19 protein-coding genes are annotated in these 23,155 nt (G+C 61.2%); 14 read left to right on the top strand and 5 right to left on the bottom strand.

Annotation, left to right across the window (positions count from 1 at the left end; translation table 11 throughout):
• Positions 1 to 239: 239 nt before the first annotated feature.
• The 3 genes from ACPZMI_RS14325 (at position 240) to ACPZMI_RS14315 (ending at position 3,130) form a co-directional block, all read left to right on the top strand.
• Entirely contained in the window at positions 240 to 1,622 is a 1,383-nt protein-coding gene (locus ACPZMI_RS14325) for an SIR2 family protein (protein ID WP_426352493.1), read from the top strand.
• A gap of 132 nt (positions 1,623 to 1,754) precedes the next feature.
• Positions 1,755 to 2,240 (top strand): hypothetical protein, encoded by a 486-nt coding sequence (locus ACPZMI_RS14320; RefSeq protein WP_426352492.1) that lies wholly within the window; start codon positions 1,755 to 1,757, stop codon positions 2,238 to 2,240.
• A gap of 236 nt (positions 2,241 to 2,476) precedes the next feature.
• Positions 2,477 to 3,130: a hypothetical protein gene (locus ACPZMI_RS14315; RefSeq protein WP_426352491.1), complete on the top strand. Its 654-nt coding sequence runs from the start codon at positions 2,477 to 2,479 to the stop codon at positions 3,128 to 3,130.
• 641 nt (positions 3,131 to 3,771) lie between these two features.
• Here ACPZMI_RS14315 and ACPZMI_RS14310 read toward each other — a convergent pair.
• Together ACPZMI_RS14310 and treR are read right to left on the bottom strand one after the other, a co-directional pair.
• Positions 3,772 to 4,542, bottom strand: coding sequence for a hypothetical protein (locus tag ACPZMI_RS14310; protein WP_411383871.1), 771 nt, complete (start codon positions 4,540 to 4,542; stop codon positions 3,772 to 3,774).
• Positions 4,543 to 4,547: 5 nt separating this feature from the next.
• Positions 4,548 to 5,252, bottom strand: coding sequence for a trehalose operon repressor (gene treR, locus ACPZMI_RS14305; RefSeq protein WP_426352490.1), 705 nt, complete (start codon positions 5,250 to 5,252; stop codon positions 4,548 to 4,550).
• 219 nt (positions 5,253 to 5,471) lie between these two features.
• Between treR and treP the strand changes: the two genes are divergently transcribed.
• The 10 genes from treP (at position 5,472) to tadA (ending at position 17,946) form a co-directional block, all read left to right on the top strand.
• A complete protein-coding gene (gene treP, locus ACPZMI_RS14300; RefSeq protein ID WP_426352489.1) occupies positions 5,472 to 6,914 on the top strand; it encodes a PTS system trehalose-specific EIIBC component in 1,443 nt (480 codons plus the stop codon).
• Between the two features lie 28 nt (positions 6,915 to 6,942).
• Positions 6,943 to 8,589: an alpha,alpha-phosphotrehalase gene (gene treC / locus ACPZMI_RS14295; RefSeq protein ID WP_426352488.1), complete on the top strand. Its 1,647-nt coding sequence runs from the start codon at positions 6,943 to 6,945 to the stop codon at positions 8,587 to 8,589.
• A 69-nt stretch (positions 8,590 to 8,658) separates the two neighbouring features.
• Positions 8,659 to 9,879: a maltoporin gene (locus ACPZMI_RS14290; protein WP_186668781.1), complete on the top strand. Its 1,221-nt coding sequence runs from the start codon at positions 8,659 to 8,661 to the stop codon at positions 9,877 to 9,879.
• A gap of 42 nt (positions 9,880 to 9,921) precedes the next feature.
• Positions 9,922 to 12,453, top strand: a complete 2,532-nt coding sequence (gene ptsP, locus ACPZMI_RS14285) for a phosphoenolpyruvate--protein phosphotransferase (protein WP_426352487.1) — start codon at positions 9,922 to 9,924, stop codon at positions 12,451 to 12,453.
• A 2-nt stretch (positions 12,454 to 12,455) separates the two neighbouring features.
• A complete protein-coding gene (locus ACPZMI_RS14280; RefSeq protein WP_186668777.1) occupies positions 12,456 to 12,737 on the top strand; it encodes a PTS sugar transporter subunit IIB in 282 nt (93 codons plus the stop codon).
• Positions 12,738 to 13,082: 345 nt separating this feature from the next.
• Complete coding sequence (locus tag ACPZMI_RS14275) at positions 13,083 to 13,766, top strand: alpha/beta fold hydrolase (protein ID WP_426352502.1); 684 nt, start codon at positions 13,083 to 13,085, stop codon at positions 13,764 to 13,766.
• A gap of 66 nt (positions 13,767 to 13,832) precedes the next feature.
• Entirely contained in the window at positions 13,833 to 14,507 is a 675-nt protein-coding gene (locus ACPZMI_RS14270) for a heavy metal response regulator transcription factor (RefSeq protein WP_426352486.1), read from the top strand.
• A complete protein-coding gene (locus ACPZMI_RS14265; protein ID WP_426352485.1) occupies positions 14,504 to 15,916 on the top strand; it encodes a heavy metal sensor histidine kinase in 1,413 nt (470 codons plus the stop codon). The genes ACPZMI_RS14270 and ACPZMI_RS14265 overlap by 4 nt, the downstream gene beginning before the upstream one ends.
• 162 nt (positions 15,917 to 16,078) lie before the next feature.
• On the top strand, positions 16,079 to 17,461 hold the full coding sequence (locus ACPZMI_RS14260) for a multicopper oxidase family protein (protein WP_288374389.1): 1,383 nt from the start codon (positions 16,079 to 16,081) through the stop codon (positions 17,459 to 17,461).
• Positions 17,461 to 17,946: a tRNA adenosine(34) deaminase TadA gene (gene tadA / locus ACPZMI_RS14255; protein ID WP_186668771.1), complete on the top strand. Its 486-nt coding sequence runs from the start codon at positions 17,461 to 17,463 to the stop codon at positions 17,944 to 17,946. Before ACPZMI_RS14260 ends, tadA begins: the two co-directional genes overlap by 1 nt.
• 17 nt (positions 17,947 to 17,963) lie before the next feature.
• Here the strand turns inward: tadA and mltF are convergent, their stop codons facing one another.
• Entirely contained in the window at positions 17,964 to 19,421 is a 1,458-nt protein-coding gene (gene mltF, locus ACPZMI_RS14250) for a membrane-bound lytic murein transglycosylase MltF (RefSeq protein ID WP_426352484.1), read from the bottom strand.
• 490 nt (positions 19,422 to 19,911) lie between these two features.
• Here mltF and pdxR point away from each other — a divergent pair, with 490 nt between their 5' ends.
• On the top strand, positions 19,912 to 21,345 hold the full coding sequence (pdxR, locus tag ACPZMI_RS14245; RefSeq protein ID WP_426352483.1) for a MocR-like pyridoxine biosynthesis transcription factor PdxR: 1,434 nt from the start codon (positions 19,912 to 19,914) through the stop codon (positions 21,343 to 21,345).
• Here the strand turns inward: pdxR and ACPZMI_RS14240 are convergent.
• Both ACPZMI_RS14240 and ACPZMI_RS14235 read right to left on the bottom strand, forming a co-directional pair.
• On the bottom strand, positions 21,338 to 22,534 hold the full coding sequence (locus tag ACPZMI_RS14240) for a cyanate transporter (RefSeq protein ID WP_426352482.1): 1,197 nt from the start codon (positions 22,532 to 22,534) through the stop codon (positions 21,338 to 21,340). The two genes, pdxR and ACPZMI_RS14240, sit on opposite strands and share 8 nt — an antisense overlap.
• Complete coding sequence (locus ACPZMI_RS14235; RefSeq protein ID WP_186664370.1) at positions 22,531 to 22,989, bottom strand: nucleoside deaminase; 459 nt, start codon at positions 22,987 to 22,989, stop codon at positions 22,531 to 22,533. Before ACPZMI_RS14235 ends, ACPZMI_RS14240 begins: the two co-directional genes overlap by 4 nt.
• Positions 22,990 to 23,155 lie beyond the last annotated feature (166 nt).

Below are 23,155 nucleotides of genomic sequence, written 5' to 3'. Positions count from 1 at the left end.
CCGGCCCTTGCCGTGCCTCTGGATTCGTATCGTTTTGCCTCTATCACCGAGCGCTATAAAGGCGCCTACCTTGAGTAGCTGATCCTAAGTCACGAGCGCACCGTGTGCCGCGCCCCGCTAGCTGTAAGCTCCGTATTAGCTCTCTGTACCTGAGCTCGCAATTCATTCCCTCCCCTTGAAAGACAAGCCAAGAAATGCGATATGACGTTTTGCCATTACTGGAAAACGAGGGAAGCGGGATGCCTAGGGACTACGCGAAATACGTTGAGGATGTAACCGAGGATATCAAAACCTGTATAGGAGATATGGCATGCCAGCCCATATTGTTCGTAGGGTCAGGCTTCACGAAGCGCTACCTGAATGGCCCTAACTGGGAGGAGCTACTGAAAGAGCTAGCGGCGCGCTGTCCAGAGATTGCACGACAGTTTGCCTACTACAAGCAACGCTACCCAGATTTCGTGGACATAGGCACTGAGTTCTCGGAGAGATACAACGATTGGGCGTGGGGAAATGGTCAAGATCAATTTCCACAGGAACTATATGACGAAACAAGCTCGCCGCAGGTATACATCAAATACACGGTGGCCAAAATTCTCAAAGAGCTTCTGGCAACGGAAAAGCCCGGCCTACCGGATGAGATCGAACTGCTGAAGAAAATTCGGCCGCACTCCGTAATAACTACTAATTACGATGAGCTGCTGGAAGGTATCTTCCCTGATTATGAAGCTATCGTGGGACAACGAATCCTTTACGCTAACCATTCGAGTGTTGGAGAAATTTTCAAGATCCATGGTTGCGTCTCCCAACCCGAGAGTATAGTACTGACGCGAACTGACTATGAAGAGTTTGTCAAGCGAAAGAAATATTTGTCTGCTAAGCTTCTCGCATTTTTCGCTGAGCACCCATTAGTATTTATCGGCTACCGGGCTGAAGATCCAAATATTAAAACAATTCTTGCAGATATTGACGAAATCTTGTCGGAGGAAGGCAAGCTAATCCCGAATATATACATCCTGGAGTGGGAAAACCGTGATCTCTCGGAAGAGTATCCTCGGCGTGAGCGGCTTATTCCAGTTTCTGACCATCGCAGTGTGATCATAAAAAGTATTGTTGCCAACGATTTTAGTTGGGTTTACTCCGCTTTTGGAGCAAATGAAGCCCTGAAGAATGTAAATCCAAGATTACTAAGGGCTTTACTCGCTCGTACCTATCAACTCGTGCGGACCGATATACCTCGCAACCCTATCCAGGTTGATTATAAGGTGTTGGCTAATGTCACTGAAGCCGATGGAGAGTTGGCCAAGCTGTACGGAATTGCCGATGGTGCCGATGGTCTTGCATTCAACCTTAACTTTCCATATACGCTTACTACTTTGGGTCAGGCGATGGGGTATCAGGCTTGGCATGCTTGCGATCGCTTGTTGAGGACGATCGCTGAAACTACTGGGATTGACCTAAAAAGATTCGATAACAAGTACCACTGCGCGATCATGAACGGAGCAGAAGTTCAGTCCCACCGTTATTCGGAAGCTTGCAAAGACATTTTGGAAAAAGTGCGTTCGGGGGAAGAGTATGTCCAGGACGTGGAGCGGGAGGCGGAGGCTAAGGGGCATCGTAATTGAGCCTCTTCAGCGGGGCCTGCCCTCGGGCGGGTTCTTGTGCTAATCAGGTTTTGATCGAATTTAGTAGTGCTTTACTCCACTCTGCTCGCACGTCTGAGCAGAAAATTAACATCAGCATGGATTTAGAGACTTATGAGGGGATTACCTCCGCTAGTGAAAGGTTTTAATGGTGTTAATGTAGTGTGGGAGAGGCTAGAAGATGTAGATTTTGAATTCCTTGGCTACTTGCTAAGCTGTCATCTAATTATTGAACACTACCTCGATGAAGTGATAATGACACTTGGTACTAGCCTGAATTGGGAGCCAGCAAAGCTTACCTTTTCTCAAAAGCTAGCATTATTCCCTAAGGATTTATTTCCTTCTCCCTACAATCCTATTCCAGCGATAAAGCACTTAAATAGTATAAGAAATAAAATTGCACACAATATAAAGTCGCGACCTGAAGATCTCAATCTGCTCCCAGTTAAGGATTTTCTAATTATGACCTATAAAAATTCAACGGATGTGCCTAATGAGCCAATCGAGCTGCTTGAACAATTTACTACAATGGTTTGTTCATGCTTTGGAGGCTGGATTGCAAGTGACGCCCATAGAACCAGTTGGCGTAACAATAAATGAAGGCCGGGTAGTGAGCTCTAAACTTCATCGATCATTTTTTCTTGGGTGGAGTTGGTCTCTGGTTTGCTCGTACTAAATGAGGGAGTTTGACCAGCTTTTGGTCTAAATTGAATGCCTGACGAGATTGCATTAGGAAGTGCTTGGTGTTTACTTTTTGATGAGTGTCTGCTTTTGGCTGTGTGCGGCTAGTTAGATTGAGTGCAGCAAATTTTTATTTCTAAATAGAGGTGGTTCTAATGGTGAAGGAAAGCCTTGGTAGATTGTATTTGTGGAGAATAGCTCTCGATAGAATTACTGATCTTTTGGCGCTTAGACAAAGAGTTAATCGTTTCTGTAGTACTGGGAGACCGCTACGTATTACAGAGTTATATGATGATGAGCGCAGAAGGTTAAAAACTGGTCTGCGACTTGAGGGCGAGGCGTTGGATAATTTTGAAAGGGGAAATGGTTCTTTGTTTCCTGATATCCATGATATTCAGCTTTTTGATGAGCTGATAACGGAAGAGATAATAATTAAATTCTGCACTATTTTTAATGACGGCTATGGCAAGGTAGGGTCTATTTCCGCCAATAAAAAAACATTTTGGAAGCCAATTCTGGATGTGATAATTTCAGAGGCGTTTTCTGGTGATGTTAAAGATAAATTTGTTGGGTTTGTAGAGGCTGCTAAAGCATACCGTAATAAACGCGGAGCTCATTTCGATCAAGACAGCTTTAAAGTGGCGCACGGTGATAAAAAGCCCGATGAGGATGGGATTGTTTACAGTGTAGGCTGGAGTAGCGCTTTAGTGGAATTTGATTGGGATTTTATAAGTGATACCATGCCTGTTTTTTGCAAATCCTTAAATAGCTATATTGAAAGTCTGCAAAAAAAGGCTGGCATGATTTAGAGAGTGACTATCATTTGCTTTGGTCGCTGGGTCGGGCTAAACCTCACTCCGGCCTCCTTTATACCCGCAAACTTCGTTCGCTGGCATTGGTCGAGGTCGGTCTATTAACTTAATTTTCAGGGGTGATGCCCCTTTTCTAGAGTTAGTCTCCGCCGTTATCTAGTTTAGCTAGGAATACGAATATGAGGGTCGGCGAGGCTGGGTTTTAGTGACCTGAGCGGGTATTCTTGAGACTTGACGGCATCTACTATCTAGGGGCTATAGATGAAGGACCGTAGTCACGATGAGGCAATGGCGAAGCTTTTCCGGGCTGATCCGGCATACGCGGTTGAGCTGCTGGCCGAGGTTGTTGGTGGTTGTGATGCGGAAGAGTTAGCCATCCTAGAGAGGCAGCTCTCGGCTGCCTTTTCCATGACACAGCCAAACTCAACTTCTTGAACAGGTTTTGGCTGTTTCATGGCATTTTTCATGGTCTTTCGATTCAGTCATCGCTGTATGCGCCGTTTTATAAGGGCTCTATTGGTCAGTTGATAATAGAGTGGGAATGATGTGAAGAGGGCGCCGTAAAGGCGCCCTTTTTATTGATCCTTTGAACTCATTGGCCGGCTTTGGGAACACCTGCCCGTCACTGGAGCCGAGCGTTACGAGATATTAATGCTCATGACGTACACAGGTATCCTTTTGTCGGCATAACCATATTTCCCTACGCAGTGATCAGTGCACGCAATGTGCTCGGACACCAAGCTCAAATGGGCGCCTTCGGCAAATAGCACCTCATTTTCATGCCCAAGGTTTGTTCCCTTTCGTTTGAAGACAAAGGCATGGCTTCGAGGAGCCGTGACACGCAGTACCCACAAATCGATTCGCCCAGCATCGAAGGCTTTGGCGTTATGGTACGCATTGCTCAGTGCCACCTGGGGGCATAGAGACGTAGAAAGAGGACGGTTTGTGATGAGGCTATCTGCGCCTGGCCAGAGTCCTCCATGGAACAGGTATTGACCTTCGCTCAGCCGTTGTTTCAGGGCATTGATTTGCGCGGATACTGTTTCAAGGTCGTAGAAGGGAAAAGAGTTTCGATAGCGGGACAATTCGGTGGGCGTTGACGATGGCATTGCTTTGCGCCAGGCAGTAAACGCCAAACTTTCATCAAGGCGCCTATTTATGAAATTCCGTAAGGCATTGTCTTTTCCCTGCGCGGCGAAGAATGCCGCCTCGACAGCATTGGACACCGTCGCCCTTAGTCTGACGGGAACGCGATGATGGAAACTGCCTGCCTGTAGTGCTTCTTGCACAGTAGGGTCCCGTGTTTCCCAATCTTCAAAGGCGGGAGTGAAGGTATCTACGATTGGAAGATTCATTTTGGTGGACCTGAGTTGTTGCTCTGCCGATGGGCCGTCTACAGGCGCGTTCATTCAACCTACCTTCGCGCAATATCCGAAAAGTAGAACTTGTCCAGCGTATGCCGCGACTCGGTGTACTCGAATTGCCGCCCATCCTGCAGGAACGTCTGGTTGCTCACCACGATCACGTGACTCTGCCCGTCCAGGTCGAGCAGAGCCTTGTCGTCCTTGCTGCGAGGCTGCGCCTCGATGGTACGGCGGGCGTAGCTGATCTGCAGTTGCAGGGTCTGCTCGATGTAGGCGTAGATCGACTGCCCGGCAATCGCCTGGTCCAGCCCTGGGATCAGGTCGGCGACGAAATGGTTGATGTCCAGGATCACACGTTTGCCATCAATGCGCCGCACCCGCTTGATACGAGTGATGAGGCTGCCGGGTTCGGCTTCGATGTGCTGCAGCAGGGCGCCCTCGAGCGGGAACTGGCTGAACTCGACCACTTCGGTGCCGACATCGTCGCCCAGGTCCAGGTGCGTCTCGTGAAAACTGACGATGCCGCCGAGCTGGAACTCGATCGGGTTGGGTGAGAGCACGAACGTGCCCTTGCCGTGGATCTTCTGCGCGAAGCCGCGCTCCTGTAGTTGCTCGATGGCCCGGCGGACGGTGCCGCGGCTGGCCTGGTAGGCGTCCATCAACTCGGTTTCCGAGGGCTGGCGGGTGCCGCGCTCAAGGCGTTCGGTGGTGATGCTGGCAAGCAGATCGCTGTAGATCTGGTTGTATTTGCTCATGAGATGGCTCTGTGCCGCGTCCGCGTTCAAGCCAGGAACCTTAAGGGGGCCGGGGCCGGTTTGTCCATGGCCGAGGTGTCGTTGTGCCCGGTTGAAAATGACATTTTACAACTCGTACAGACGAGTTGTTGCTTTAACTCGTCTGTACGAGTACTTTTGCTCTCGGCGTGCTGCCACAGAACTCTGCATAACAAGAATTCCAAGAATGGAAGAACAAGCATGAGCCACGATTACCCGCAGATTGCCCGCGACCTTCTCGAGAGCCTCGGGGGCCGCGACAACCTCGAACAAGCTGCCCATTGCGTGACCCGCCTGCGTCTGGCGGTGAAGGACACGGCCCAGGTCGACCGCGCCGCGCTCGCCCGCATCGACCTGGTCAAGGGCTCGTTCTTCACCGGCGGGCTGTTCCAGATCGTCATCGGCCCTGGCGAAGTGGAGCGGGTCTATGCCGCGCTGCGCCAGGAAACCGGGATGGCGGCCTCGACCATCGCCGACGTGAAGAAAACCGGTGGCGACAAGGCCAACGCCATGCAACGCCTGGTTCGGGTGTTCTCCGATGTGTTCATGCCGATCCTGCCGGCGCTGATCATTGCCGGCCTGCTGATGGGCGTGAACAACCTGATGGGCGCCAAGGGCATGTTCATCGAGGGCAAGACGCTGCTGGAGGCGTACCCCAATCTCGACGGGCTGTGGAGCCTGATCAACCTGATGGCCAACACCTCGTTCGTGTTCCTCCCGGCGCTGGTTGGCTGGTCGGCGGCCAAGCGCTTCGGCGGCAGCGAGATCCTCGGCATCGTGCTGGGCCTGATGCTGGTGCACCCCGATTTGCTCAACGCCTGGAACTACGGCAAGGCCGTCGCAGGTCTCGACGGCCAGAGCCTGCCGTACTTCGACATCTTCGGTTGGTTCCAGATCGAGAAGGTCGGCTACCAAGGGCAGATCCTGCCGATTCTGATGGCCGCCTACGTAATGAGCGTGATCGAGAAATGGCTGCGCGCCCGGGTGCCGAATGCCATCCAGCTGCTGGTGGTGCCGATCACTACCATCGTCGTCACCGGCGTGCTGGCGCTGGCGGTCATAGGCCCGGTCACCCGCCACCTGGGCATCCTCATCACTGAGGGCGTGGTGACCTTGTTCGATCTGGCGCCCATGGTCGGCGGGGCGATCTTCGGCATGCTCTATGCGCCACTGGTGATCACCGGCATGCACCACATGTTCCTGGCCGTGGACCTGCAACTGATCTCGACCCAGGGTGGCACCTTCATCTGGCCGATGATCGTCATGTCCAACCTGGCCCAGGGCAGCGCTGCGCTCGGGGTGTTCTACATGAGCCGCAACGCACGGGACAAGAGCATGGCCTCGACCTCGGCGATCTCGGCCTATTTCGGCATCACCGAGCCTGCCATGTTCGGCGTCAACCTGCGCTTCAAGTTTCCCTTCTACGCCGCCCTGCTGGGCTCGGCCCTGGGCAGCATCGTGCTGTCGCTGAACAAGGTGCAGGCCTCGGCCATTGGGGTGGGCGGGTTGCCGGGCTTCATCTCGATCATTCCGCAGTACATCCCGATCTTCGTCCTCGGCATGTTCGTGGCCATTGTCGTGCCCTTCGTCCTGACCTGCGCGCTGAGCGTGAAGATCGTCCGCCCAGGCTATCGCGTCGCCTGACCCTGCAACCGTCGTCGAGGAATCCACCATGCAAGACTGGCAACACCAGGTGATCTACCAGATCTACCCGAAAAGCTTCCACAGCCATGGGGGTAACGCCACCGGTGACCTGCTTGGCGTGGTCGACAAGCTCGACTACCTGCAGTGGCTGGGGGTCGAGTGCCTGTGGCTGACACCCTTCCTGCGCTCGCCCCAGCGCGACAACGGCTATGACATCAGCGACTACTACGCCATCGACCCCAGCTACGGCAGCATGGACGATTGCGACCTGCTGATCCGCGAGGCCGGCAAGCGCGGCATCAAGCTGATGCTCGACATCGTGGTCAACCACACCTCGATCGAGCACGCCTGGTTCCAGCAGGCACGCAGCAGCCTCGACAACCCTTACCGCGATTTCTACATCTGGCGCGACCAGCCGAACAACTGGGAATCCAAGTTCGGCGGTTCGGCCTGGGAATACGAAGCGCAGACCGGCCAGTACTACCTGCACCTGTTCGACCACACCCAGGCCGACCTCAACTGGGACAACCCCAAGGTCCGCGCCGAGGTGTACAAGCTGATGCGCTTCTGGCGCGACAAGGGCGTGGGCGGCTTCCGCCTGGATGTGATCAACCTGATCTCCAAGCCCGCCGACTTCCCCGAAGACCACAGCGATGGCCGACGTTTCTACACCGACGGCCCGAACGTGCACGACTACCTCCAGGAAATGCACCGCGAAGTCTTCGAAGGCCACGACCTGATCAACGTCGGTGAGATGTCCTCGACCACCCTGGAGCACTGCGTGCGTTATTCCAGCCCGGCGTCGAAGGAGTTGTCGATGACCTTCAACTTCCATCATCTGAAGGTGGACTATCCCAACCTGCAGAAGTGGGTGAAGGCCGACTTCGACTTTCTGCAGCTCAAGCGGATCCTCTCCGACTGGCAGGTGGGCATGCAGGCCGGCGGCGGCTGGAACGCCTTGTTCTGGTGCAACCACGACCAGCCGCGGGTGGTCTCGCGTTTCGGCCACGACGGCGAATACCGCGTGGTGTCGGCGAAGATGCTCGCCAACGCGCTGCATTTCCTTCAGGGCACGCCCTTCATCTACCAAGGCGAAGAGTTGGGCATGACCAATCCGGGCTTCGAGCACATCGACCAGTACCGCGATGTCGAGACGCTGAATATCTTCCGCCTCAAGCGCGATGCCGGGATTTCACAAGCCGACAGCATGGCGGCGATCATGCAGAAGTCGCGCGACAACGGCCGTACGCCGATGCAGTGGACTGCCGGGGCGCACGCCGGTTTCAGCAGCGCCGAGCCATGGATCGGTGTTGCAGCCAATGCCGCGCAGATCAACGTCGAGCAGCAGTTGGACGATCCCGACTCGGTGCTGCACCACTACCGCGCGCTGATCGCCCTGCGCCGTCGTGAGCCGCTGATCCATGACGGGGTGTACCGCCTGTTGCTGGACGACCACCCGCACGTCTGGGCCTACCTGCGCGAGGGCCAGGGCGAGCGCCTGCTGGTGCTCAACAACTTCTACGCCGCCCCCTGCCATGTCCGCCTGCCGGACGGGCTGATGCTCGATGACACCGAGCAGCGGGTGCTGATCAGCAATTACCCCGACTGCCCGCAGCGTACCGCCAGCATTGCTTTGCGGCCCTACGAATCGTTCGTGCTGCACCTGAAGGACTGAGCCTTTGCAATACCCCCGTCCGGGAGTGCGGGGGGCTGGAACACCATAATAAAAATACCGGAGTGCTTCATGAGAACAACAATAAAGCTCGGCCTCGTCGCGTCCTGTTTCTGTGTTCCCGTTGCCGCCCAGGCCCTGGAGTTTGCCGGCTACCTGCGCAGCGGCGCCGGCACCTCCACCGGCAGTGGTCCGCAGCAGTGCTTCCAGTTGCCGGGTGCGCCTTCGAAGTACCGCCTGGGCAACGAGTGCGAGCAGTACGCCGAGCTGGAATTGCGCCAGGACCTGCTGACTTTCGACGACGGTTCGGTGCTGAGCGTCGATGCCATGGCCTCGCTGTACAACAAGTACGACCGCTCGTTGCAGTTCCAGGGCGACGACCACGGCAGCGCGCGCATGCCGCAGATGTATGCGCAGTGGTCGAACCTGCCCAGCCTCAATGGGGGTTCGATCTGGGCCGGGCGGCGCTACTACAAGCGCAACGACATCCACATTTCCGACTTCTACTACTGGAACCAGAGCGCCACGGGCGGGGGGATCGAGGATGTGAAGATCGGCGACCTCAGGTACAGCTACGCGATCTCGCGCAAGGACAACCTGTACCAGAAGGAATACGCCACCCGCCACGACTTCAACGTCGCCGGCTTCAAGACCAACCCTGATGGCGAGCTGGAACTGGGCCTGAGCTACATCGACAAGGCCGGAGGTCGCGACACCCATACTGGCTGGGCGGTGACCGCGCAGCACGTGCAGAAACCCTTCCTCGGTGGCCGCAACAAGTTCGCCCTGCAGTACGGCGAAGGGCCGGGCACCGGCCTTGGCTACACCGGCAATACCGCACTGGACGACAGCAGCAAGAGCTACCGGGTGGTGGAGTTCTTCGACTGGCAGGTGACGCCGCGCTTCGGTGGCCAGGTCGAGGCCGTCTACCAGAAGGATATCCGCCCTGGCAGCCAGGATCAGACCTGGATGTCGCTGGGCGTGCGCCCGGCCTATGCCATCAGCGAACAGTTCAAGCTGGTGGCCGAGCTGGGGCATGATCAGATCGATGCCAGCGGCGGTACCCGCAAGCTCAGCAAGTTCACCTTCGCCCCGACCTGGTCGCCCAAGGGCCCCGAGTTCTGGGCGCGCCCGGAAATCCGCCTGTACTACACCTACGCCACCTGGAACGAGGCGGCCAAGCGTGCAGCCAATGAACTGGCGGCGGGTTCCGCCTTGTCCGATACCGGCTCGTACGGCACTGCGCGCCATGGCGCCAACGTCGGTGTGCAGATCGAGTACTGGTGGAAGTAGACCGCTCCGATGACTTTCAAGAACACGACAGCAGGTGACGTCATGACCTCATCCCAACCGCTGGAACTGCTGGCTCCCCTGTCCGGGGTGCTGCTTGCCCTGGACAAGGTGCCCGATCCTGCCTTCTCCAGCCGCCTGGTCGGCGATGGCCTGTGCCTCGATCCGACTTCCTCGGTGCTCTGTGCGCCGCTCGCAGGCACGGTCAGCAATATCCAGGACAGCGGCCATGCCGTCAGCATCACCGATGACCAGGGCGTGCAGGTACTGTTGCATGTCGGCCTGGACACCGTGAACCTGGCGGGTAAGGGCTTCACCCGCCTGGTCGTGGACGGCCAGCGGGTCGAGGCAGGGCAACCACTGATCGAGTTCGATGCCGACTATATCGCCCTGCATGCGCGCAGCTTGCTGACGCTGATGCTGGTGGTCAGTGGCGAGCCGTTCACCGTGCTGGCCGACGACGGCAGCCTGGTGCAACAGGCGCAGCCGGTGTTGCGTGTGGCCCTGCAGGCGGGTGAACAGCAGGCGCAAGAGGAGGAGGGTGAGGCACTGTTCACCCGGCCACTCATGCTGCCCAATGCCAACGGCCTGCATGCGCGTCCGGCGGCGGTGCTGGCCCAGGCGGCCAAGGGTTTCAAGGCGAGCATCTGCCTGCACAAGGGCGCCGAGAGCGCCAATGCCAAGTCGCTGGTGGCGATCATGGCGCTGCAGACCTCGCAGGGGGATGCCGTGCAGGTCAGTGCGGCAGGCGAGGATGCCGAAGCAGCGCTCGCCGCATTGACCGCACTGTTGCTGGAAGGTTGTGGCGAGGTGGTGAACCTTGTTGTCGAGGAGCAACAGGTGGTGGCGGACCCCGAGCAGGAAACCCTGTTACGTGGCGTCTGCGCCTCGCCCGGCTCGGCGTTTGGGCAGGTGGTCCAGGTTGTCGAGCCTGAGCTGTCGATCAGCGAATCGGGTGTCGGACAGGCGCTGGAACGCGCCGCGCTCGACCGCGCCTTGCAAGCGGCCGAGCTTGCGCTGCAGGCGATGCAAGCCAAGGCGGGCAGCGCGGCCCAGGCCGAGATTTTCCGGGCCCACCAGGAACTGCTGGAAGACCCGACCCTGCTTGAGCAGGCCCATCAACTGCTGGCCGAGGGCAAGAGCGCCGCGTTCGCCTGGAACCGCGCCACGCAGGCAACCGGTGCGCTGTTCCAGGGGCTGGGCAGTGCCTTGCTCGCCGAGCGTTCCGCCGACCTTACGGATGTCGGGCAGCGGGTGTTGAAGTTGATTCTCGGCGTGACGGACAGCGCCTGGACGCTGCCCGAGCAGGCGATCCTGGTGGCCGAGCAGTTGACCCCGTCGCAGACCGCGAGCCTCGACCCCGACAAGGTGCTGGGCTTCGTCACCGTTGGCGGCGGTGCGACCAGCCATGTGGCGATCCTCGCCCGGGCGCTGGGGCTGCCGGCGATCTGTGGCGTGCCAGCGAGTGTACTGGCGCTGGCCGATGGTACCCAGGTGCTGCTCGACGCCGACAAGGGTGAGCTGCACTTGAGCCCGGACCCTGCGGCCATCGAGCGTCAGCGTATCGATCGCCAGCAACAGGGCCTGCGGCGCGCCCAGGACCTGCAGCAGGCACAGGCGCCTGCGATCACCCGTGATGGGCATCGGATCGAGGTGACGGCCAACGTCGCCTCGCAGCAGGAGACACAACAATCGGTGGAGCTGGGCGGCGAAGGCGTCGGCCTGCTGCGTTCGGAGTTTCTCTACCTGGACCGCAACCGTGCGCCCAGCCCGCAGGAGCAGGCCGATACCTACAGCGCGATCGCCCAGGCATTGGGCCCGGAGCGCAACCTGGTGGTGCGCACCCTGGATGTCGGCGGCGACAAGCCGCTGGCCTATGTGCCGATGGCGGCCGAGCAGAACCCCTTCCTCGGTCTGCGCGGTATCCGCCTGTGCCTGGAGCGCCCGCAACTGTTGCGCGAGCAGTTTCGCGCCATCCTCGCCAGTGCAGGCCAGGCTCGCCTGCATATCATGCTGCCGATGGTCAGCCTGCTCTCGGAGTTGCGTCAGGCACGCAAGATCCTGCAGGAGGAAGCGCATGCCCTCGGCCTGGCGAACCTGCCCAAGCTGGGAATCATGATCGAGGTGCCGTCAGCGGCGCTGATGGCCGATGTGTTTGCGCCGGAGGTGGATTTCTTCTCCATCGGCACCAATGACCTGACCCAGTACACCCTGGCCATGGACCGCGACCATCCGCGCCTGGCCGGCCAGGCCGACAGTTTCCACCCGGCGGTGCTGCGCCTGATCGCCACCACGGTCAAGGCGGCCCATGCCCATGGCAAGTGGGTCGGGGTGTGCGGCGCGCTGGCGTCGGAGTCGCTGGCGGTGCCGGTGCTGCTGGGGTTGGGGGTGGACGAACTGTCGGTCAGCGTGCCGCTGATTCCGACCATCAAGGCCCGGGTACGCGAGATGGACCTGCAGGATTGCCAGCAACTGGCGCGTCAGGTGCTGGGGCTGGAGGAGGCCGATCAGGTGCGCGAAGCCCTGCGCGGCTATCAGGCACGTGACGTCGAAACCTCATTGGCCGTGGAGGGCTGAGCATGTTCGAGAAATTGCAGCGGGCATTCTGGAAGGCGCTGACGCCGGACCTGATTGCCGAGGAGCCCGCGCCGGCGGCGGTCGGTGAGCTGTTGCCAGACGTGCTGGCGGCACTGGGCGGGGCGGGGAATCTCAAGTCGCAGCAGCGCGTCGCGTTGACCCGCGTGCGCGTGCAGTTGCTGGACCCGGCGCGGCTGGACGAGGGCGCGCTGAAGGCGGCCGGGGTGCCCGGGGTCATGGTGCTGGCGGGTGGGGTTGTGCACCTGCTGGTGGGGGTTGTGTAGCCTGTTCTGGCCCTATCGCGGGACGAGCCCGCTCCCACAGGCGCAAGATCATGGTGCCTCTGAACTGCCCCAAAGGTTGGATTGGTGTCCAACCTTTGGGGCAGTCCATTCTGTGGGAGCGGGCTGGTCCCGCGATGACGCCCGAACAGGCACGCCCAGCTCCGTCATTCTTTTGTAATGACCGGGTCATGCCCCGGTTTCCCCTGGCTTCGTACAGTGAGCTCACTCCCGTACGCATCCAGAGGAACGCTCATGAAACTCCGCTCGCTCGTCCTTGCCCTGTCACTCGCCGGCGCTGCTTTCGGCGCCACCTCTACCTGGGCCGCCGATACCGCGCCGCAGGAAGTGAAGAACATCGTGCTGGTTCACGGCCTGTTCGCCGATGCTTCCAGCTGGTCCAAGGTGATTCCGCTGCTGCAAGCCAAAGGCCTGCACGTGACCGCAGTCCAGAACCCGACCACCTCGCTCGACGACGACGTCGCGGCCGTCAATCGGGCGCTCGCCCAGCAGGACGGCCCGGTGATCCTGGTCGGTCACTCCTACGGCGGCATGGTCATCAGCCAGGCCGGTGATGCCGAAAAGGTCAAAGGCCTGGTCTACATCGCCGCCCGTGCCCCGGAAGCGGGCGAAGACTACCCTGCATTGACCAAGCGCTTCCCGGCAGCGCCGGCTGGGGCTGGCCTGCAGTGGGCGGCGGACGGTTACGGCATGCTCAGCGAAAATGCCTTCGTCAACGACTTCGCCGGCGACCTGCCCAAGGCCGAGGCCGAAACCTACTACGCCGTCCAGCAGCCCATCGGAGTTGGCATCAAGACCGCCAAGACCAGCGTCGCGGCCTGGAAAGACAAGCCCACCTGGTACGCCGTCTCGACCCAGGACCGCACCATCAACACCGAGCAGCAGCGCTTCATGGCCAAGCGCATGAACGCCCACACCGTCGAGCTCAATGCCAGCCACGTCTCGCTGATCTCCCAGCCGCAGGCGGTGGCCAAGCTGATCCTGCAAGCTGCGCATGTGCCGGGCAACTGAGCCAGCCCGGCCTGGCACCACGCTATACTGCGTCGGTGCCGGCAGGCGGGTTGGAGACGCGGGTCAGTGAAAATCCTCATCATCGAAGACGAAGCCAAGACTGCCGACTACCTGGCCGGCGGCCTGGGCGAGGCCGGCTACAGTGTCGATAATGCCGACAATGGTATCGACGGCCTGCACATGGCCCGCGAGACACCCTACGACCTGATCCTGCTCGATGTGATGCTGCCCGGGCTCGATGGCTGGGCCGTGATGCAGAAGCTGCGCGCACAGACCCGCACCCCGGTGTTGTTCCTCAGCGCCCGTGGCACGCTCGAAGATCGACTGCGTGGCCTTGAGCTGGGCGCCGACGAATACCTGGTCAAGCCATTCTCCTTCGCCGAACTGCTGGCGCGCATCCGCATCATCCTGCGCCGCGGCCAGGCGCAGCCGGACGAAGAGATCCTCAGCCTGGGCGACCTGCGCCTGGATCTCGGCAAGCACCGCTGCGAACGCGCAGGCATTCGCATCGACCTGACCAGCAAGGAGTTCAAGTTGCTGGCGTGTTTTCTCCAGCATCCTGAGCAGGTGCTGTCGCGCACCTTCCTCGCGTCGCGGGTGTGGGACATGAATTTCGACAGCGACACCAATGTGGTGGACGTCGCGGTGCGGCGCCTGCGGCAGAAAGTCGACGAACCCTTTGCGGTGCGCCTGATCCATACCGTGCACGGCGTTGGCTATCGCTGCGAGCTCGAGGCATGAGGCGCCTGTCGCTGACCGTGCGCCTGGCGGTATTGCTGGCAACCTTTTCCTTCGTCGCCCTGGCTCTGCTGGGCGGCGCACTGTATGTCGCACTCGGGCAACAACTGGCGCTGCGTGACGACGGCGCGCTGCTGACCCGCGTCGAGCAGATCCGTACCTTGCTGCGTGACATGGACGCCCGAGAACTGGTGCGTGACAAGCCGCAGCTGTTTGCCAACATGCTGGGCAATACCGAATCCTTGCTGGTTATCCGGCCGGTCGCCGGGGCGCCACTGCTGGAGGTCAACCCAGGGCGCCGCGAAGTGCCGCAGGTCACGCCTCTGCCCGCCGGGGACGCGCTGGGGCTGGACGCGGTGCAGCGCAGCACCACCGCCGATGGCACGCCTTTCATCTATACCGCAGTGCTCAGCGCGCCACCGGGTGGCGGCGCGGCGCTGGAGATTCTGTCGGGGCGCTTGCTGACCGAGCGCACCCGCATCCTGCGCGAGTACCGCGACAACATCATCTTGTTCTCGTCGGTGATGGCCGTGCTGGCGGCAGCCCTGGCCTATCTGCTCGCCCGCCGCGGCATGTCGCCACTGCGCCGGTTGGCGCGCCAGACGGCAACCATTGGCGTCGGCACCTTGTCGCAGCGGCTGCAGCGCGACGATGCACCCGCCGAGCTGGATGCCCTGATCGAGCAGTTCAATGCCATGCTGGCGCGGCTCGAACGCGGTTTCGAGCAGCTCAAGCAGGTCAGTGCCGACATGGCCCACGACCTGCGTACACCCATCAACAACCTGCTGGGCCAGACTGAGGTCGGCCTTGGTCAGGTGCGTGAACCGCATTACTACCAGCGCCTGCTGGGCTCGCACTTCGAAGAGTTGCAACGGCTGTCGCGGATGATCGACAACATGCTGTTCCTGGCCCGCGCCGAACATGCCGACCACCCCATCGATCGCACCGGGCTTGAGTTGGCCCAGGAGTTGGGGCGTCTGTGCGACTACTTCGAAGACCTTGCCTGCGAGCGCGATGTGCGGCTGGTATGGCATGGCGAAGGCACGGTCTGGGCCGACGCCGCGTTGCTGCGCCGGGCGCTGGCCAACCTGTTGGCCAATGCGGTGCGCTTTGCCGAGCAGGGCAGTGTCATCGAGGTGACCGCCGGTGAGCAGGGCGATGAGGTGTTGATCCAGGTGCGTAACCGTGGGCAGGCAATTGCTCCTGAGCACCTTGAAAGCGTGTTCGAACGTTTCTACAGGGTCGATGCCTCGCGCCAGCATTCGTCACAGTCCAGTGGGCTGGGCCTGTCGATCGTGCGGTCGATCATGCAATTGCACCAGGGGCACTGCTGGGCCGAAAGCAGCGAGGGTTCGACCTGTTTCACCCTCGCGTTCCCGCGTGTCAGCCACGATAGGCCACCCAGCCCTTGAAGGACAGCGCGCAATAGACCATCTCGATACCGCTGAAGCCGGCCTGGTGCAGCAGCGCGACAACAGTTCACTTAATCTTTCTCAATTGCAGGTGTATCGTATTCGCCCTTCATTGCCAGCGGTGCTGGCAGCTTGATTGCGCAAAACGAGGTGCCTGCACGTATGTCCTTTACCCGTCGACAAATGCTCAAGGGCCTCACCGGCCTCGTCGTGGTTGGCCTGGGCGCCGGAGGCGCGGCTCGCTACTGGCTGGGCAAGGTCGAGGACGACAATGCCGGGCACGACTACGAGCTGATCGCGGCGCCCCTGGATGTCGAGCTGGTCCCCGGATTCAAGACCGAAGCCTGGGCTTTCGGGCCGTCGGCACCGGGCACCGAGTTGCGGGTGCGCCAGGGCACCTGGTTGCGGGTACGCTTCATCAATCACCTGCCGGTGGAAACCACCATCCATTGGCACGGCATCCGCCTGCCGCTGGAAATGGACGGCGTACCTTATGTGTCGCAACTGCCGGTCAAGCCGGGCGAGTTCTTCGACTACAAGTTCCGTGTGCCGGATGCCGGCAGCTACTGGTATCACCCGCATGTCAGCAGCTCCGAAGAGCTGGGGCGCGGCCTGGTCGGGCCGCTGATCGTCGAGGAGCGCGAGCCGACGGGTTTCCGGCATGAACGCACCCTGAGCCTGAAGACCTGGCACGTGGACGAACAGGGCGAATTCATGCCATTCAGTGTGCCTCGCGAAGCGGCGCGCAATGGCACGGCTGGCCGCTTGATCACCATCAACGGCAAGGCCGAGGCAGTCACCGAGTTGCCTGCGGGCCAAGTGGTGCGCGTGCGGCTGCTCAACCTGGACAACACCTGGACCTACCGCATCAACCTCAAGGGCAACTACGAGGCGATGGTCTATGCGCTCGATGGCAACCCAGTGACCCCGAGGCCGCTCGAGGACGAGTACTGGCTGGGCCCCGGCATGCGCATCTGCCTGGCCATCCGAATTCCCGAGGCCGGCGAGGAGATTTCCCTGCGCGACGGTTTCGTGCGCCTGGGCACATTGCGTTCGGTCGCCAGCAGCGAGGCGCCGGGCGACTGGCCCAAGGCGTTGCCGCCGAACCCGATCGCCGAGCCGGACCTGGAGAACGCCGAGAAGCTGAACTTCAATTTCGAGTGGGCGGGCAAGGTTTCGGTGAACACCGACAATGGCAAGCCACCGAGTCTGTGGCAGATCAACGGCCAGGCCTGGGACATCACCGACAAGACCTGCGCCGACCGGCCGATCGCCACGTTGAAAAAGGGCAACAGCTATATCTTCGAGCTGAAGAACATGACCCAGTACCAGCACCCTATCCATCTTCACGGTATGAGTTTCAAGGTGATCGCCTCCAATCGCCGCAAGATCACCGAGCCCTGGTTCACCGACACCTACCTGCTGGGCAAGAACGAACGTGCCCAGGTGGCGCTGGTGGCGGATAACCCGGGCACCTGGATGTTCCACTGCCATGTGATCGACCACATGGAAACCGGCCTGATGGCCGCGATCGCGGTGGTCTGATGCGTCCGCGGATCATCGATCGCAGCGGCGATCAGGCATTCATGCAGTTGGCCCTGGAACTGGCGGCTGAAGGCGCCTTGCTGGGCGAGGTGCCGGTAGGTGCGGTGCTGGTGCAGCAGGGGCAGGTGATTGGCCGAGGTTTCAACCGGCCCATCACCGACAGTGACCCCAGCGCCCACGCCGAAATGGTCGCCATCCGCGATGCGGCCAAGGCTGTCAGCAACTACCGGCTGCCGGGCAGCACCCTGTATGTGACCCTTGAACCCTGCAGCATGTGTGCGGGGCTGATCGTCCATTCGCGAATCGAGCGGGTGGTGTATGGGGCGCTGGAACCCAAGGCCGGGGTGGTGCAGAGCCAGGGGCAGTTCTTCGGGCAGGGCTTTCTCAACCACAGGGTGATGGTCGAAGGCGGGGTACTGGCTGAGGAGTGCGGGGCAATACTGACCGAGTTCTTCAAGGCCCGACGGGCCAAGGTTAAACCTTGACCGGCCTTTTCGCGGGCTTACATCGGCGGTGATTGTTCCGCCGGCTTGTCCTTGTTGACTGCAGGCACATGCAGGTTGCCCTCGGCCACCTGGCCTTCGAGCTGCGGCTGGGTCACCCAGGTGAGGATGTCGTAGTAGCGACGGATGTTGGCCACGAAGTGCACCGGCTCGCCGCCGCGGGCGTAGCCATACTTGGTCTTGCTGTACCACTGCTTTTGCGACAGGCGCGGCAGCATCTTCTTCACGTCCAGCCACTTGTTCGGGTTCAGGCCTTCACGCTTGGCGAGTGTGCGGGCGTCCTCGAGGTGGCCGCTGCCGACGTTGTAGGCGGCCAGGGCGAACCAGGTGCGGTCCGGCTCCTGAATGCTGTCGTCCAGTTGCTCCTTGATGAGCATGAAGTATTTCGCCCCACCCATAATGCTCTGCTTCGGGTCCAGCCGGTTGGACACGCCCATGGCCTGGGCGGTGCGCTGGGTCAGCATCATCAGGCCGCGTACGCCGGTCTTGGAGGTCACCTCGGGCTGCCACATCGATTCCTGGTAACCGATCGCCGCCAGCAGCCGCCAGTCGACCTGCTCGACCTTGGCGTAGCTCTTGAAGTGCTTTTCATACTTGGGCAGGCGCTGCTGCAGGTGCTGGGCGAAGGTGTAGGCACCGACGTAGCCAAGCACGTCCACATGGCCGTAATAACGGTCTTTCAGACGCTGAAGCGTGCCGTTCTTCTGCGCCTTGTCGAGAAACTCGTTGATCTCGTTGAGCAGGCTGTTGTCTTCGCCGGCCGCCACGGCCCAGCGCTGGTCGCGGGCATCACCCAGGTCGAAGGCCACGCGCACGTTGGAGAAGTACACCTGGTTCATCGCCAGCTCGTTGGAGTCGACCAGTGTCAGGTCGATCTGGCCTTCGTCGACCATGCGCAGCAGGTCGACCACCTCCACGGCGTCGGACTCTTCGTATTCAAGCGTCGGATACTGTTTCTTCAGTTCGGCCAGCTGTTCGGCGTGGCTGCTGCCCTTGAGCACCATGATCTTCTTGCCGATCAAGTCCTTGGGTTCGGTGGGGCGGGAGCGGCCGTTGCGGTAGATGACCTGGGGGGTGACTTCGAGATACGGGTGGGAAAATTTCGCCTGGGTGGTGCGTTGCTCGCTGCTGACCAGGCCGGCGGCGGCCAGCACCGGGCCGGAAGGCTTGCCCAACTGGTCGAAGAGATCGTCGAGGTTGTCGGCGGTCTCGATCTCCAGCTTGACGCCGAGATCGTCGGCGAAACGCTTGACCAGCTCGTATTCGAAACCGGTTTCGCCGTTGCGGTCCTGGAAGTAGGTGGCCGGGCTGTTGCGGGTTATGACGCGCAGCACGCCGTCCTCCTTCACGCGCTCGAGGGTGCTGGGTTTTTCAACACAGGCACCGAGCATCAGGAAGAGTCCGGTTGCGAAGAGCCATCTGGCGCAGCGCTGGCGCAAAGCAGTGTGGGCGAACATAGGTTGCAGTATACGCAAAGGACCGCCCGCGCCATATCTCGACAACCGGTAGCTTGTCTGGTAGCGGGTTTTGGGGTGCGAGGGGGAGGCGCGGGTTGTGGTGGGGCGGGGAGGTGTATGCCTTTGGAGGGTGGGGGAGCTGGGAGGTGCATGTCTTTGGAGGGAGGGTGTCCGAAAGATCGAGCGCCGCCCGCGCGGCGCTTCGCGGGCAAGCCCGCTCCCACATTTGTTTCGGGCCAGTGAGTCCTGCGGTATTTTCGCTCGCTCGCTTTGGTGCATGACGCAACATTGAGTCGCACACACCAGGCGGGCGCGCACAGAGGGCACATACATAACTGGCCCGAAACAAATGTGGGAGCGGGCTTGCCCGCGAAGCGCCGCGCGGGCGGCGCTCGATCTCACAGGCGCAAAAGAACCCCCGCCGAACAACAAAACTTGCGAGCCACCACCCGAAATCGGAAGCTAGGCCGTCCCCCATCCGGATAGCCCCATGGAACTACACATTCGCCTGGAGGGCCGCAAGGGCCTGGCCGAGCAGCTCTACCAGCAGCTGCGCAGCGCCATTGACAGCGGCCACCTGGCAGCCGGCACCCAGCTGCCTCCCACGCGCCTGCTGGCCGAGCAGTTGCGGATATCGCGCAAGACCGTGGCCGAAGCCTACTCGCGGCTGACCTACGACAACCTGCTCAGCGGCGTGGTCGGACGTGGCACCTTCGTCAGCCCACGCCGGGCCCTGCAAGCCAGCGACGTCGAGCCGATTGCCCTGGCCGCCGCCAGCAGCCTGGAACGCTGGCAGCAACGCGCCACCGTGCTCGGCCGCTCCGCCCTCGAGGCGCCCTCGCGTTACGACTTCGTCGGCGGCGTATCAGCCAAGAGCCAGTTTCCCTTCGATCAATGGCGTGCCTGCCTGCAGTACGCTCTGCGCTGCAGCCAGCGCCACAGCGAGCGCCAGTTCCCGGCCCAGGGCCTGCCCGAGCTGCGCGAGGCCATCGCCCATCACATTGCCTTCGCCCGCGGCGTACATTGCAGCGCCGCCGATGTGTTGGTGTGCAACGGCGCCCAGCAGGCGCTGGACCTGATCGCCCGGGTATTGATCGAACCCGGTACACGCGTGGCCATGGAGGATCCCGGCTACCCGCCGGCACGCCAGCTGTTTCTGGCGATGGGCGCCGATTTGCAGTCGGTGCCGGTGGACGATGAAGGGCTGTGCGTCGAGCAGATCGCTGACGGCACCCGGCTGATCTACGTGACGCCGTCACACCAGTTCCCGCTGGGCATGCCGATGAGCGAGCGGCGCCGACACGCCCTGCTCGCCCGCGCAGCCGAGTTGGGAGCACTGATCATCGAGGACGACTACGACTGCGAGTTTCGCTATCAGGGCCCGGCCAGCGATGCGTTGCAACGCCTGGATCGACATGGGCTGGTGGCCTATGTCGGCACCTTTTCCAAGACCTTGCTGCCGGAGCTGCGCCTGGGCTATGCCGTACTGCCACCCAGCGTCCTGCGCGCCGCCTGCGTGGCCAAGCACCTCAGCGACTGGCACAGCCCGAGCCTGCAGCAGTGGGCGCTGGCGCGCTTCATCGGCGAAGGGCACCTGAACCGCCATATTCGCCGCTGCCACGACATCTATGCCGCGCGGCGCGAACGAATCCTCGCACGCCTGGACAGCGACCTGGCGCCCTGGCTGAGCGCCGTACCGGCCAGCGCCGGCTTTCACCTCAGCGCCCTGGCCGCACCTGGAGTCGATGTGGAGTTGCTGGTCCGGCTGACACGCCGGGTCGAAGTCGGCGTCTATTCACTGGCGCCGTTCTTCAACGACGTGCCGGTGCGTCCGGGGCTGCTGATGGGCTTCGGCGCCATCGAGCGGCTGGACATCGACCCGGCGCTGGACCGCGTGCGCGACGCCCTGCAGCAGCTCAGTTGAGCGTCGTCGCCTGCAGCGAGTGCCCCCGCCGGGCCATGGCAGCGGCGTAGCCTTGGGGGGCAAAGCGTACGGTCACCAGCAGCATCGCCACCACGGTCAGCGTCAGTAAGGTCCAGGCCGCCTGGAAGTCGCCGGTGAACGCGCGCAGCCAGCCCGTCACATAAGGCACGGTGCCGGTGACGATGAAGCCGACACCCTGCACGAAAGCAGCCAGGCTCCCCGCCTCGCCCGGTGTTTTAAGATGCTCGAGGGTCAGGGTAAGACTCAGGCTGAAGCACGCACCCAGCCCCAGGCCGATCATCGCCACCCAAAGCCCCATGGCCTGGGTCGGCGCCAGCAGCAAACCGAGAAAGCCACCCAACTGGATTGCCAGCGCCAGCCACAGACCAGGCCGCCGGTCATGCAGGCGCCTCAGCAGCAAGGGTAGCCCCAGCGCGCCACTGACCTGGAAGATGGTCATCAACCCCACCAACTCACCACCCCCCTGAGCTGTACCGCCGTGCTCCAGGTGATAGGCCGGCAACCAGGCGACCATGCTGGTGTAGCCACCGTTGATCAGGCCGAAATACAGCGCCAGCAACCAGGCACGGCGATTACCGAACCAGTGGCCGCCGCTGGCCCCGGCCAGGTTAGGCGTGTCGTGGCGCGGGCGTAGCCAGGCCCAGCCGCACAGCGCAAGCAGCGCTGGTACTGCCCAGATACCCAGCCCCGCCTGCCAGCGCCCCGCTGCCTCGCTGACGGCCGGGCCGAGCACCGCAGCCAGGCCGCCGCCGCTCATCAACGCTGCAGAGTACAGCCCCATAGATGCCGCCAGGCGACTCGGGAACCAGCGATTGACCAGCCCGGGCATCATGCCCTGTACCACCGCCACTCCAACCCCGGCAACTGCCGCACTGGCGATCAACGCCCAAGCGCTGTCCAACTGCAGGCGCCACAGGCAGGCCACGGCAATCGCCAAAAGCCCTCCCAGCATCCCGCCGTGCTCGCTGATCCAACGCCGCAGCCAAGGCTGCAGCAAAGGCACCAGCCCCATGCACAGCACCGGTAGCGCCGTGAGCAACGCCGCTTGCTGGTAGCCAAGCCCGGTGCTGTTGCGCATGGGTTCGAGCAAGGGACCAATGCTGGTCAGGATCGGCCGCAGGTTAAGGGCCAGCAGGATCACCAGCAGCAGGTTCAACGCGCCTCTCATGCCGGGTTCGCCTGCCGCCACTGCTGGTACAGGCCGCCCTCGCCCTCGGGCTTGAGCGCCCGCAGTGGCAGGCTCTGCTGCTGCGGCGCACGTGCCATCTGCGCGTAGACCGCCGCCGTGGACAGCCCGTAAGGCTCGCCCTCGTCGTTGTCATAGGCAAACCATGCCCGCTCGATGCCGCACAGGTGCATGGCAGCCAGGCACATCGGGCACGGGTGGCCGCTGGCATAGACTTCAGCGCCGTCCAGACGCGACCGGCCCAAGGCCTGGGCGGCTTTGCGGATCGCCTGCAATTCGGCATGGGCGGTCGGGTCCTGGGTGCTGTGAATCTCGTTGACCGCACGGGCCACGACCTGGCCCTGATACACCAGTACTGCACCGAACGGGCGGCCACCCGCCTCGATATTGGCGCGGGCCAGCGCCAATGCTTCACGCATGAAGGTTTCGTTGGACATGAATCGATACTCCTCGAACAACAGGCAGCCATTATCCCGGCTGCTGGCGCGCGGCAGAAATGAAGAGATTGGATGCAGGTCAGTGGCCGCACGAATGCCGGCATTGGTCTCCCGGCAAATAGCGGGATTGGCTATCGGGCCCTGCAGGCAACGGCGCTACGCTGGC

It is taken from the genome of Pseudomonas wayambapalatensis (genome assembly GCF_049942315.1).
GTDB classification, from domain to species: domain Bacteria; phylum Pseudomonadota; class Gammaproteobacteria; order Pseudomonadales; family Pseudomonadaceae; genus Aquipseudomonas; species Aquipseudomonas wayambapalatensis.
The sequence above is the reverse complement of the archived record's forward strand: the minus strand, read 5'-3'. Positions and strand labels throughout refer to the sequence as shown.